At 72.3% G+C, this 11,688-nt stretch carries 12 protein-coding genes; 5 read left to right on the top strand and 7 right to left on the bottom strand.

The features are described from left to right. Positions 1 to 160 precede the first annotated feature (160 nt). Positions 161 to 631, top strand: a complete 471-nt coding sequence (locus ACFY2L_RS24485; RefSeq protein WP_390657493.1) for a DUF5709 domain-containing protein — start codon at positions 161 to 163, stop codon at positions 629 to 631. A 48-nt stretch (positions 632 to 679) separates the two neighbouring features. Further along, a complete protein-coding gene (locus ACFY2L_RS24480) occupies positions 680 to 934 on the top strand; it encodes a type B 50S ribosomal protein L31 (protein WP_390823372.1) in 255 nt (84 codons plus the stop codon). Between the two features lie 26 nt (positions 935 to 960). On the opposite strand, the gene ACFY2L_RS24475 is transcribed toward ACFY2L_RS24480, so the two are convergent. Next, on the bottom strand, positions 961 to 1,755 hold the full coding sequence (locus tag ACFY2L_RS24475) for a metal-dependent hydrolase (RefSeq protein ID WP_390823371.1): 795 nt from the start codon (positions 1,753 to 1,755) through the stop codon (positions 961 to 963). A gap of 145 nt (positions 1,756 to 1,900) precedes the next feature. On the opposite strand from ACFY2L_RS24475, the gene ACFY2L_RS24470 reads away from it, so the two are divergent. Continuing rightward, a complete protein-coding gene (locus ACFY2L_RS24470) occupies positions 1,901 to 4,414 on the top strand; it encodes a DEAD/DEAH box helicase (RefSeq protein WP_390657490.1) in 2,514 nt (837 codons plus the stop codon). A gap of 31 nt (positions 4,415 to 4,445) precedes the next feature. Further along, on the top strand, positions 4,446 to 5,312 hold the full coding sequence (locus ACFY2L_RS24465) for an acyl-CoA thioesterase (RefSeq protein ID WP_390657489.1): 867 nt from the start codon (positions 4,446 to 4,448) through the stop codon (positions 5,310 to 5,312). Between the two features lie 10 nt (positions 5,313 to 5,322). Here the strand turns inward: ACFY2L_RS24465 and ACFY2L_RS24460 are convergent, their stop codons facing one another. Together ACFY2L_RS24460 and ACFY2L_RS24455 are read right to left on the bottom strand one after the other, a co-directional pair. Further along, positions 5,323 to 6,246: a DUF6397 family protein gene (locus ACFY2L_RS24460; protein WP_390823370.1), complete on the bottom strand. Its 924-nt coding sequence runs from the start codon at positions 6,244 to 6,246 to the stop codon at positions 5,323 to 5,325. A gap of 140 nt (positions 6,247 to 6,386) precedes the next feature. Continuing rightward, a complete protein-coding gene (locus ACFY2L_RS24455) occupies positions 6,387 to 6,800 on the bottom strand; it encodes a roadblock/LC7 domain-containing protein (protein ID WP_390657487.1) in 414 nt (137 codons plus the stop codon). A gap of 120 nt (positions 6,801 to 6,920) precedes the next feature. Between ACFY2L_RS24455 and ACFY2L_RS24450 the strand changes: the two genes are divergently transcribed. Continuing rightward, positions 6,921 to 7,349: a PPOX class F420-dependent oxidoreductase gene (locus ACFY2L_RS24450; protein WP_390657486.1), complete on the top strand. Its 429-nt coding sequence runs from the start codon at positions 6,921 to 6,923 to the stop codon at positions 7,347 to 7,349. Between the two features lie 10 nt (positions 7,350 to 7,359). Here ACFY2L_RS24450 and ACFY2L_RS24445 read toward each other — a convergent pair whose 3' ends face one another. From ACFY2L_RS24445 to ACFY2L_RS24430, 4 genes are all read right to left on the bottom strand, one after another. Further along, positions 7,360 to 7,965: an ATP/GTP-binding protein gene (locus ACFY2L_RS24445; RefSeq protein WP_390657485.1), complete on the bottom strand. Its 606-nt coding sequence runs from the start codon at positions 7,963 to 7,965 to the stop codon at positions 7,360 to 7,362. Positions 7,966 to 8,115: 150 nt separating this feature from the next. Then, positions 8,116 to 8,526, bottom strand: coding sequence for a DUF742 domain-containing protein (locus ACFY2L_RS24440; RefSeq protein WP_390823369.1), 411 nt, complete (start codon positions 8,524 to 8,526; stop codon positions 8,116 to 8,118). Between the two features lie 22 nt (positions 8,527 to 8,548). Continuing rightward, the gene (locus ACFY2L_RS24435) at positions 8,549 to 8,986 is read right to left on the bottom strand and encodes a roadblock/LC7 domain-containing protein (RefSeq protein ID WP_390657483.1); all 438 of its coding nucleotides are present in this window, start codon (positions 8,984 to 8,986) and stop codon (positions 8,549 to 8,551) included. Continuing rightward, positions 8,983 to 11,655 (bottom strand): nitrate- and nitrite sensing domain-containing protein, encoded by a 2,673-nt coding sequence (locus ACFY2L_RS24430; protein WP_390823368.1) that lies wholly within the window; start codon positions 11,653 to 11,655, stop codon positions 8,983 to 8,985. Before ACFY2L_RS24430 ends, ACFY2L_RS24435 begins: the two co-directional genes overlap by 4 nt. Between the last annotated feature and the right edge of the window lie 33 nt (positions 11,656 to 11,688).

Raw genomic sequence — 11,688 nt, 5'->3', positions numbered from 1 at the left:
TTGCGCGGTGCCGAAGCGGGATGGAACGCTGGATACCGGCACCCGCGCGGGGCACGGCCCGGATCCGTCCGCGGCACGCCGGGCCCGGCCGGTGCCCCGTACGGCGGTGCCGCACCGCCGATCGCGGTGAGAACGGGCCCGTCACCCCCTGGAGGTACCCGTGAACAGCGCCGACGGATGGGGGGACGACGTCTACCAGCCCGACGCCTCCGACATCCAGGAGGACACGGGACTGCTCGACGCGGAGGACACGCTCGTGGACGACGGCGTCGCGGATCCCCTGGACCGCGGCTGGTCCCCTCCGGAGCGGCCCTGGGCCGTGGAACACACCGGGGTGACGGCCGCGGAGCGTCGGCAGGGCGAGACCCTGGACCAGCGGCTCGCGGAGGAGATGCCCGACCTCGCCGCCCCCGACGGGGACGGCATCGGCGACTGCGACGGCACCGACGGGGAACTCCTCGACAACGAGGTCGGCGCGGCCCGGTCGGGCCGGCTCGTGGCACCGGACGAGGGGACCCACGAGGACGAGGAGAGCGCCCTGGTGGCCACCGATGTCGGCATCGACGGCGCGGCCGCTTCCGCGGAGGAGGCCGCGATGCACATCGTCGACGAGGACACCCTGTCCGGCTGACCGGCGCGCACCTGTTCCGTCGCCCCGACACGACGACGAGGAGCCCTCATGCAGCAGGACAAGCACCCCGACTACCACCCGGTCGTCTTCCGCGACCGCGCCGCCGGATACGCCTTCCTCACCCGGTCCACCGCGACCAGCGACCGGACGATCGAGTGGGACGACGGCGAGACGTACCCCGTGGTGGAGGTGGAGATCTCCTCGGAGAGCCACCCCTTCTACACCGGGAAGGCCCGCACGGTGGACACGGAGGGCCGCGTCGCCCGCTTCGAGCGCCGCTACGGCGAGGGCGGAAGCGCCTGAGCGCCCGCCCCCGCCCGCGGCCCGCGTCAGATGACGTTCAGCGCCGCCGCCGCGCCCACTCCCCCGAGCAGCATGAACACCGGCATCAGCACCTTCAGCTCGACCCAGCTGCCGGCCCGGAACCGCATCGCCTTGGGCGGACCCACCGGATACCAGCGCTTGCGCCCGATCGGGATGGGCCACAGCACCGGGCAGCCGGAGACGGTCAGCGCGTCCCCGATGTCGTGCACCAGGGCGCCGAGCAGGATCGGCAGCCCGAGCCACAGGTACTCCTGACCGGGCTCCGTGAACAGCCAGCCCGCGCCGTTGCCGGGCTTGTCCAGCACGCCGGCGAGGATCCACGCGCTGGTCGCGGCCAGCAGCCACACCAGCACATCGCTGCTGGAGCCCCGCGCCGCCCGCCACAGCAGGCCCTCGATCGCCAGCACCATGTGCACGAAGAGGATCGCCAGCACCGCCCAGCGGCCACCGGCGATCGCCAGCGCCGAGGCGCCCGCGCCGATCATGACGGCCCACAGCCAGGTGTGGGTGAGTGTGCGGTGCCCGCCGGAGCGACGCGGGTCGCCCTGCTTCCTGGTGCCCTTGTAGACGGCGTAGGAGAGCTTGTCGACGACCTCGCACAGCCAGCGCGAGAGGGGTCCGAAGGCGCGGGAGATCGTGGCGGCCTTGTGGTCGAGGTCCGGTGCGAGCGCCGCACCGGCGCAGATCAGCGCACCGCACAGGAGGACCGGCCAGGGCATGGTGTGGCCGGCTGCCGCGGCCGCCGCACCGACGCCGAGCCAGGCGGCGGCTCCCGACAGTGAGTGTGCTGGTCCCATCATGGCCGTTGCCCGCCCTGTTCCTTGTGTGCCGCTGTCCAGTTGACCGGGTGCGTTGACGCTCCGTCGGCGACACAGCGTAGCGGCCGTGATCTTCGGGCCGGCAGCCGATTCCCCCATCGGGCGCGCGGGCAGGCAAGATGGGGGCGTGACCCTCATCGATCAGTTGCCACCGACCGCAGATCCCGACGCCCTGTACGAAGCCTTCGAGTCCTGGGCCGAGGAGCGCGGTCTGACGCTCTACCCCCACCAGGAGGAGGCGCTGATCGAGGTGGTCTCCGGGGCGAACGTGATCGTGTCGACGCCGACCGGCTCCGGCAAGAGCATGATCGCGGCGGCCGCGCACTTCGCGGCCCTCGCACGGGACGAGGTCACCTTCTACACCGCCCCGATCAAGGCGCTGGTGTCGGAGAAGTTCTTCGAGCTGTGCAAGATCTTCGGCACGGAGAACGTGGGCATGCTGACCGGCGACGCGTCCGTCAACTCCGACGCCCCGGTCATCTGCTGCACCGCCGAGGTGCTCGCCTCGATCGCACTGCGCGACGGCAAGCACGCGGACGTCGGCCAGGTCGTCATGGACGAGTTCCACTTCTACGCCGAGGGCGACCGCGGCTGGGCCTGGCAGATCCCCATCCTGGAGCTGCCGCAGGCGCAGTTCGTCCTCATGTCGGCGACGCTCGGCGACGTCTCCTTCTTCGAGAAGGACCTCACTCGCCGCACCGGCCGCCCGACCGCGGTGGTCCGCTCGGCGACCCGGCCCGTGCCGCTGTCCTACGAGTACCGCTACACCCCGATGACGGAGACGCTCACCGACCTGCTGGAGACGAAGCAGGCGCCCGTCTACATCGTGCACTTCACGCAGGCGCAGGCGGTGGAGCGGGCGCAGGCGCTGATGAGCATCAACATGTGCTCGCGTGAGGAGAAGGAGCAGATCGCCGAGCTGATCGGCAACTTCCGCTTCACCACCAAGTTCGGCCGCAACCTCTCCCGGTACGTACGGCACGGCATCGGCGTCCACCACGCCGGCATGCTGCCCAAGTACCGGCGTCTGGTGGAGAAGCTCGCCCAGGCCGGACTGCTGAAGGTGATCTGCGGTACGGACACGCTCGGCGTCGGTGTCAACGTGCCCATCCGCACGGTGCTGTTCACGGCGCTGACGAAGTACGACGGCAACCGGGTGCGCACCCTTCGGGCGCGTGAGTTCCACCAGATCGCCGGCCGGGCCGGGCGGGCCGGCTTCGACACGGCCGGTTTCGTGGTCGCGCAGGCGCCCGAGCACGTCATCGAGAACGAGAAGGCGCTCGCCAAGGCGGGCGACGACCCGAAGAAGCGCCGCAAGGTGGTGCGCAAGAAGGCGCCGGAGGGCTTCGTCGGCTGGACGGAGAACACCTTCGAGAAGCTGATCGAGTCGGAGCCGGAGCCGCTGACATCCCGGTTCCGGGTGACGCACACGATGCTGCTGTCGGTGATCGCCCGGCCCGGCAACGCCTTCGAGGCGATGCGCCATCTGCTGGAGGACAACCACGAGCCGCGCCGGCAGCAGCTGCGGCACATCCGGCGCGCGATCGCGATCTACCGCTCGCTGCTGGACGGCGGGATCGTCGAGAAGCTGGACGAGCCGGACGCCACCGGCCGGATCGTCCGCCTCACCGTGGACCTGCAGCAGGACTTCGCGCTGAACCAGCCGCTGTCCACGTTCGCGCTGGCCGCGTTCGAACTCCTCGACCCCGAGTCGCCCTCGTACGCGCTGGACATGGTCTCCGTCGTCGAGTCCACGCTGGACGACCCGCGGCAGATCCTGGCCGCCCAGCAGAACAAGGCGCGCGGCGAGGCCGTGGCCGCGATGAAGGCGGACGGTGTCGAGTACGAGGAGCGCATGGAGCGGCTCCAGGACATCACGTACCCGAAGCCTCTGGAGGAGCTGCTCTTCCACGCCTACAACACGTACCGCAAGAGCCATCCGTGGGTCGGCGACCACCCCTTGTCGCCGAAGTCCGTCATCCGTGACATGTACGAGCGGGCGATGTCCTTCACGGAGCTGGTGTCGCACTACGAGCTGGCCCGTACCGAGGGCATCGTGCTGCGCTACCTGGCCAGCGCCTACAAGGCCCTCGACCACACCGTCCCCGACGACCTCAAGTCGGAGGACCTGCAGGACCTGATCGAGTGGCTGGGCGAGATGGTGCGCCAGGTGGACTCCAGCCTGCTGGACGAGTGGGAGCAGCTCGCCAACCCGGAGGAGATGACCGCCGAGGAGGCCCAGGAGAAGGCCGACGAGGTCAAGCCGGTCACCGCCAACGCGAGGGCCTTCCGGGTCCTGGTCCGCAACGCGATGTTCCGGCGGGTCGAGCTGGCGGCTCTGGACCAGGTCGAGGAGCTGGGCGAACTGGACGCCGAGTCCGGCTGGGACGCCGACGCGTGGGGCGAGGCGATGGACAAGTACTGGGACGAGTACGACGACCTCGGCACGGGGCCGGACGCGCGCGGACCCAAACTGCTGGTGATCCAGGAGGAGCCGCAGAACGGTCTGTGGCGGGTCCGCCAGATCTTCGACGACCCCGCCGACGACCACGACTGGGGCATCAGCGCGGAGATCGACCTCACGGCCTCCGACGCGGAGGGCCGGGCGGTCGTCCGCGTCACGGACGTGGGCCAACTGTGACGACAGCGCTAGGCACAGGAGAAGCGCACCGATGACGAACCCCGCCGACAGGCTCGTCGACCTGCTCGACCTGGAGCAGATCGAGGTCAACATCTTCCGGGGACGCAGTCCGCAGGAGTCCCTGCAGCGGGTCTTCGGCGGCCAGGTGGCCGGCCAGGCGCTGGTCGCGGCCGGCCGGACCACCGAGGGCGACCGGCCCGTGCACTCGCTGCACGCGTACTTCCTGCGCCCGGGCCGGCCGGGCGTGCCGATCGTGTACCAGGTCGAACGGGTGCGGGACGGGCGGTCGTTCACGACCCGCCGGGTCACCGCCGTGCAGCAGGGCCGCACGATCTTCAATCTCACCGCCTCCTTTCACAAGCCTGAGGAAGGTCCCTTCGAGCACCAGCTGCCGCCGGCCCGCGAGGTCCCGGACCCGGAGTCGCTGCCGACGGTGACGGAGGAGGTCCGGGCGCATCTCGGGGCACTGCCGGAGCAGTTGGAGCGGATGGCGCGCCGTCAGCCCTTCGACATCCGGTACGCGGACCGGCTGCGCTGGAGCGCGGAGGACGTCAAGGGCGCCGAGCCGCGCAGCGCGGTGTGGATGCGCGCGGTCGGGCCGCTGGGCGACGATCCGCTCGTGCACACCTGCGCCCTGACGTACGCCAGTGACATGACCCTCCTGGACGCCGTCCGCCTGCCGGTGGAACCCCTGTGGGGTCCGCGGAACTTCGACATGGCGTCGCTGGACCACGCGATGTGGTTCCACCGGCCGTTCCGCGCGGACGAGTGGTTCCTGTACGACCAGGAGTCACCGATCGCGACCGGCGGACGCGGGCTGGCCCGCGGGCGGATCTACGACCTCCACGGCCGTCTGCTGGTGTCGGTCGTCCAGGAAGGCCTGTTCCGCGCGCTGTAGCACGCGGGCGTCAGGAGCTTCTGCGGCACAGCCGGCTCAGCAGGCCGCGCGGCGAGCGCCGGGGCCGCTCCGGCGTCCCCGGTTCCGGCGCCGGAGGCGGGGACGGGTGCGGGTGCGGAACCGGCCGTACAGCGGGGGCGGACGGGGCCGGCGGAGTCGGGGCGGGCCGTGGCGCGGGTTCCTGCGCGCGGGCCTCAGCCAGGGTGCGGACCAGGTCGGACCTCAGCCATCCGATCTCGTCGGGGTCGTCCGCCGTCATGAGCTTCTCGACGAGATGCCCGGCCGGGGTCCCCGGTGCGCCATGGGCGGGCGGTCCGGGCCGGAACCGGTTCAGGTGGGAGCGCTCGTAGGGATCCTCCACGAGTTCCGCGACGTGCAGGGGGTCGAGGAAACCGGACAGGGCTCCGGCCCGTTGCCAGGGCCCGTCGGCGAGCCGGAGCAGGAAGCCCAGGTGGCGGCCCCGCCAGTTCCGGGCCCGCAGGTCCAGGCCCGCGGCCATGTGCGCGCGCATCCGCTCGGGTGTCCGGCCGTTGAGCCAAGGCGCGTTGTTCTCGTCGGCCGCGAACTGCTCCGCTTCCGCGGCCAGGTACAGCCAGACGACGGCCCGATAGCGGTTGAGATAGAACTTGACCGGGACGAGCAGCCCCAGTCGCGCGAGGCGGGTGAACCGGGAGGCCGGGACGTTCATGAGGGCGGCGCCCTCGCCCGTGCCCACGACCCGGACGTCCTCGCGCACCTCCCCGGCCGAACCGAGCAGCCGGTCGATCTCCGCGCGGGGCACCAGGCGGCCCCCGCCGCCTTCGTCGGGGACGGTCCTGATGCGCCCCAGATGCACGGCGAGGTCGAACTCGCTGCGCTTCAGGCCCAGTTCCCGAGCGGCGCGGCTCGGGGAGCAGGACGGGGCTCGCTGTGGTGCGACGGTGTTTCCGGACATGATCGGTCTCCCCCGTGGAGTGAAGTGGGATCAGGCGGCCCGCGGTCGATCCGCGGTGGCCTCGGAAAAGACCGTAGCCGGAATCGCGGATCCCGTGGCGAGCCTGTGGATAACTCCGGGGAAGCCGAGAAAAACCCAGGTCAGAGGTCTGTCAGCGGGGCCCGGTCGGGCTGCCGTGCGTCCACGGTCAGGTGCTCGCCGACCCGGCTGACGAGCAGGGTCATCTCGTAGGCGACGTGGCCCATGTCGGCCTCCGCGCCGCTGAGCACGCACAGACAGCTCCCCGAGCCCGCGGCGGTGACGAACAGCAGCGCGTCATCGAACTCGATCATGGTCTGCCGTACCTGCCCCGCGCCGAAGTGCCGCCCGGATCCCTTGGCCAGGCTGTGCAGTCCGGACGAGACCGCGGCGAGGTGCTCGGCGTCCTCGCGGCGCAGTCCGGTGCTCGCGCCCGCGACCAGCCCGTCGTTGGACAGCACCAGCGCGTGCCGGACATGGTCGACGCGCTGGGTCAGGTCGTCCAGCAGCCAGCCCAGTCCCTGGTTCTGCGCCATGTTCCGTCTCCCCGTGGTGACGTTCCCCGTGTGATGTCCCCCGTGTCGCCTCCGCCTCGCCGGAGGAAACGCCCGCCAGCCTTACCCAGGACCCGCCGCCGGAGCAAGGAGGATGGCGGCATGGCGCAGAAGATGACCGACGAAGAGTGGCGGGCGTTCGTCTCGTACGGCACCCGCACGGGAAAGCTGTCCACGGTGCGGGCCGACGGCAGTCCGCACGTGGCACCGATCTGGTTCGTGCTCGACGGTGACGAGGTGGTGTTCAACACCGGCAAGGAGACGGTGAAGGGCCGCAATCTGGCGCGGGACGGCCGGGTCGCCCTGTGTGTGGACGACGACCGGCCGCCGTTCGGCTACGTGGTGCTCCAGGGCCGCGCCCGGCTGACGGAGGACCTCGACGACGTCCGTCACTGGGCGGCCCGTATCGGCGCCCGGTACATGGGTGAGGACCGTGCCGAGGAGTTCGGCGCCCGCAACGGCGTGCCCGGTGAACTGCTCGTGCGCGTCGGGATCGACAAGGTGCTGGCGATGAAGGCCGTCGCCGACTGACGCCGTCTCGTCAGCTCACCGAGTCGAGCAGCCGGGCGGTGTGCATCCGCCCGGCGTACTCGACGAGCCGGATCAGCACCTCCTTGCCCGAGTCCCGGTCCCGGGCGTCGCACAGGACGACCGGGGTGCCCCCGTCGAGGTCGAGGGCCCGCGAGACGTCCTGCGCGCGGTGACTCCTTGCGCCCGCGAAGCAGTTGACGGCGACGACGAACGGGATGTGCCGGTGCTCGAAGTAGTCGACGGCGGGGAAGCAGTCCTCCAGGCGCCGGGTGTCCGCCAGGACCACCGCGCCCAGGGCGCCCTGCGACAGCTCGTCCCACAGGAACCAGAAGCGGTCCTGCCCCGGGGTGCCGAACAGGTAGAGGGAGAGGCCGGAGCGGATGGTGATCCGGCCGAAGTCCATCGCGACGGTCGTCGTGACCTTGTGGTCCACTCCGCCGGTGTCGTCCACCCACTGGCCCGCTTCGCTCAGGAGTTCCTCGGTGCGCAGCGGCTTGATCTCGCTGACGGCGCCCACCAGGGTGGTCTTGCCCACGCCGAACCCGCCGGCGACCAGAATCTTCAACGCCAGGGGGGCCGTGTCGCCACCCGCGGCATCGGAGTGCTCGGGGACCATGGATCACTTCTCTCGGGAGAGGACGGCTTGTGTGCAGGTGTGCGAAGTCAGCATCATGACAACTGGGTCCCCTTTCCGGGGAGTTCGACCGAAATTCGCCTGATCTGGCCGTCCTCTGCGCAAGCGCGGTCCGAAGGTGTGCGCCACGGGTCACAGCGCCCGCAGCCCCTCGATCACCTCACGCAGGATGCGTTCGTCGGGCAGGTGAGCGGGCGGCACCGGCCGGCTGACGGTGACACAGCCGAGTTCCAGAAGGTCGCCGAGGAGGACCCGGACCACGCCCACGGGGAGATCGGCGCCGGCCGCGAGTTCGGCGACGGACTGGGTCTCGGTACGGCACAGGGCGATGAGCGTCCGGTGTTCGGGCCCGAGCGCCATGCCGTCCGTGCCGGGCGCGCCCGGGTCCAGGGTGACCAGGGCGATCAGATCGAAGCGCACTCCGGTGGGACCGGGTTTGGTGCGCCCGCCCGTCATGGCGTAGGGGCGCACCAGGGGCCCGGCCTCGTTGTCGTACCACTGGCTGCCCAGCTCGCGCGGGACGCCGGTCATGTCCTCGGTCATCTCGGCCGGTCGCTCTCTCGTGTCATCCGGCGGCGGGTGGCCGCGTCGTGAGCCTCGGCGGGGTGAAGAGGTGCTCACCGACCCGTTTGACCAGCCGCGCCATCTCGTACGCGACGAGGCCGATGTCGGCGGTCACGGCGGTGAGGACGGCGAGGCAGGAGCCGTCGCCCGCGGCGGCCACGAACAGGAAGCCGTCGTCCATCTCGACCATGGTCTGACGGACGCCGCCGGCGCCGAAGTGGCGGCCCGCGCCCTTGGCGAGGCTGTGGAAGCCGGAGGCGACGGCGGCGAGGTGTTCGGCGTCCTCGCGCCTGAGGCCGGTGGAGGCGCCGACGGCCAGGCCGTCGTTGGACAGCACCACGGCGTGCCGTACCTCGCTGACGCGCATCACCAAGTCGTCCAGCAGCCAGTCGAGTTCACCGGACCGCTGGGGCGGCCGCGTGCTCGGGTCCTGGATCATGCGGGGTCTCCTTCGCTGCTGTCGCTGCGCGGTGCGGATTCCGGGGTGGCACCGCGGCCGGGTTGCCTGCCGCCGCCGCGTGCCCAGCCGGCCCGGTAGGCGGCCATCCGGTCCCGGACGAGTTCGGGGGTGCGTTCGGCGTCGTCGCGCGGGCGCGCCTCGGGGGCCGGTTGCTCGGGAAGCGGCCGGCGCAACTGGGGGGCGAGGTGCGCCTGACGGACCCGGCGCGGGAGGTCGTCCGATCCGTCGGAGCGGTCCGGTCCGTGGGAGTGGTCCGGTCCGTGGGAGTGGTCCGGTCCGTGGGAGTGGTCCGGTCCGTGGGAGTGGTCCGGTCCGTGGGAGTGGTCCGGTCCGTGGAAGTCCTCCGAGCCGTCGGAGCGGTCCGGTCCGTGGGAGTCGTCCGGTGAGCGGTGCAGGCGCAAGGCGGTGACTCCGGGGGGCGGCGGGTCGGCGGCCGCCGGGCGGGCGGCGGCCCGGACGGGGGCGACCAGCGCGGGCCGGTCGGCGGGAGCGGGGACGGCCTCCTGCTCGGCGGCGGGCCGGTCGGGTGCGGGCACCCTCGCGTACGCGTGTCCCGCCGGCTGCCCCGCCTCCGCCGCCTCCCGGGCGGAACGTTCCGGCTTGCCGGTGTGCAGCAGGGCCGTCGGCAGCAGGACGACCGCCGTGGTGCCGCCGTAGGGCGAGGTCCGCAGGTGCACCTTGACGCCGTGCCGGGCGGCGAGCCGGCTGACGACGAACAGACCGAGCCGGTCGCTGTCGAACAGGTCGAGCGCCTCGGACTGCGCGATGCGCCGGTTGGCCTCTTCGAGGGTCTCCTTGCCCATGCCGAGGCCGCGGTCCTCGACCTCGACGGCGTAGCCGTTGCCGACGGGTTCACCGGTGATGCGCACGCGTGTGTGCGGAGGTGAGAACTGGGCCGCGTTCTCGACGAGTTCGGCGAGCAGGTGGGTGAGGTCGGCGACGGCGGCGCCGACGACGGACGCCTCGGGGAGCGGTCGTACCTCCACGCGCGCGTAGTCCTCGACCTCGGAGACGGCGGCCCGGACCACGTTGGTCAGGGAGACCGGCATGCGCCAGGCCCGGCCGGGTGCCGCTCCGGAGAGGATGATCAGGCTCTCGGCGTGGCGTCGCATGCGGGTGGTGAGGTGGTCGAGCCGGAAGAGGTCGCTCAGTTCGTTCGGGTCGTCGGAGCGGCGTTCCATGCTGTCCAGGAGGCTCAGCTGGCGGTGGACGAGGACCTGGCTGCGGCGGGCGAGGTTGACGAACACCCCGGAGATGCCGCTGGCGAGTTCGGCGCGCTCGACGGCGGCTCGCAGTGCGGCCCGGTGCACGGTGGTCAGGGCCTCGGCGACCTGGCCGGTCTCGTCCTCGGAGGGCGGGCCGGGCGGGGCCTCGGCCCGGATGTCGATCTCTTCCCCGGCGCGCAGTTTGCGCATGGCCTCGGGGAGTTTGCGCCGGGCGATCTCCAGGGCGTCGTTGCGCAGGCCGACCAGTTCGACGACGAGACCGCGGCCGATGCGTACGGAGATCACGAGGGAGGCGGCGACGGCGGCGAGGCCGAACAGCACCGCGGCGCCGGCCGGGGTGAGCAGCCCGCGGGTGAACGGGTCGGCGCGCTCTACCGCGTCCCGCCCGGCGGCCTCCTCGATGTCGCGCATGCCGTCCTGCACGCGTGCCCGGGCCTTGTCCCAGATGGCCGCCGGAGCCGCCGCGATCGCCCTTCTGCCCGGTCCGCCCGCGAGTGCCCTGTCCTCGGCGGCGGCCAGCGCCGCGTAGTCGCGGCCTGCGGCCAGGCGCTGCCAGGCGGTGCGTTCGGGGCCGCGCAGGTCGGCGACGGCCGCCTCCGTCAGGGCGCGGCGGGTCTCGACGGCGCCGGTGAACAGCCGCAGCCGCCGGCCGTCGAGGCGGCCGGACAGGCGGGCGCCCGCGAGGACGGCGTCCTCCTGGGCCAGCGCCTCGCCCGCGCGGGAGAATTCGAGCAGCACGCGCGCGTCGGAGCCGAGTTCCGCGTCCTGGATGCCGGAGAGCGCGCCGCCGACCGAGAAGGCCGCCGAGATCGTGGTCGTGTACCGGTCGTGGGCCTCCTCCCAGTCGGCGCCGCCGTCGAGGACGGCGGTCCGCAGGGTGCGCAGCCCCTCGGCTGCGGAGACGAAGGCCTCGAGCCGCCGGGCGACCGCGCGAGGCAGGTCCTGGCCGTCGGCGACGGTGCTGTGGTCGCCGAGCCGGAGCCTGGCCACGGCCACGTCCGTCTGCCGCGCGAGCGTCCTGAGGTCGGTGTCCCGTCCGGCCGCCGGACCGGTCGCGTACCGGACGGCGGCCGCCCGCTCGGCCTGCAGGGCGGCCACCGCGGCCGACACGGGGGTGCGGACCTGGGAGTCCACGAGCTGCAGTTGACGCAGCCCGGAGACGTCCTGGGCGGTGCTGACGGTGGCGTACGCCCACAGGGCGAGCAAGGAGACGGCCGGCACCATCAGCAGGCAGATGATCTTGGCTCGCACGGTGCGCGGACGGATCTGCCAGCGTCCGGCACGCAGGGGTATGACGTCGGCCGACGGGCCGGTCCGCTCGTGCGGTCCCTCGTCGGCGGGCGGCCCGGCGTGGGCGCGACGGCCGCGCACGGGCGGCGGCGCGTCGGCGCCTGCCGTGGGGGTCCTCCGGGGTGTACGCATGGCCTCCTCGCTCGGAAGAAGTTCGGGGGGCGT

It is taken from the genome of Streptomyces sp. NPDC001381 (assembly GCF_042895685.1).
Classification (GTDB): Bacteria; Actinomycetota; Actinomycetes; order Streptomycetales; family Streptomycetaceae; genus Streptomyces.
Note: the sequence above shows the minus strand (reverse complement) of the source record. Positions and strands in the feature narration are given on the sequence as shown.

Excerpts from the sequence above, each read along its gene's own strand:
- ACFY2L_RS24480 (WP_390823372.1), top strand. The coding sequence starts at position 680 with ATGCAGCAGGACAAGCACCCCGACTACCACCCGGTCGTCTTCCGCGAC.
- ACFY2L_RS24475 (WP_390823371.1), bottom strand. The coding sequence starts at position 1,755 with ATGATGGGACCAGCACACTCACTGTCGGGAGCCGCCGCCTGGCTCGGC.
- ACFY2L_RS24465 (WP_390657489.1), top strand. The coding sequence starts at position 4,446 with ATGACGAACCCCGCCGACAGGCTCGTCGACCTGCTCGACCTGGAGCAG.
- ACFY2L_RS24460 (WP_390823370.1), bottom strand. The coding sequence starts at position 6,246 with ATGTCCGGAAACACCGTCGCACCACAGCGAGCCCCGTCCTGCTCCCCG.
- ACFY2L_RS24455 (WP_390657487.1), bottom strand. The coding sequence starts at position 6,800 with ATGGCGCAGAACCAGGGACTGGGCTGGCTGCTGGACGACCTGACCCAG.
- ACFY2L_RS24450 (WP_390657486.1), top strand. The coding sequence starts at position 6,921 with ATGGCGCAGAAGATGACCGACGAAGAGTGGCGGGCGTTCGTCTCGTAC.
- ACFY2L_RS24445 (WP_390657485.1), bottom strand. The coding sequence starts at position 7,965 with ATGGTCCCCGAGCACTCCGATGCCGCGGGTGGCGACACGGCCCCCCTG.
- ACFY2L_RS24440 (WP_390823369.1), bottom strand. The coding sequence starts at position 8,526 with ATGACCGAGGACATGACCGGCGTCCCGCGCGAGCTGGGCAGCCAGTGG.
- ACFY2L_RS24435 (WP_390657483.1), bottom strand. The coding sequence starts at position 8,986 with ATGATCCAGGACCCGAGCACGCGGCCGCCCCAGCGGTCCGGTGAACTC.
- ACFY2L_RS24430 (WP_390823368.1), bottom strand. The coding sequence starts at position 11,655 with ATGCGTACACCCCGGAGGACCCCCACGGCAGGCGCCGACGCGCCGCCG.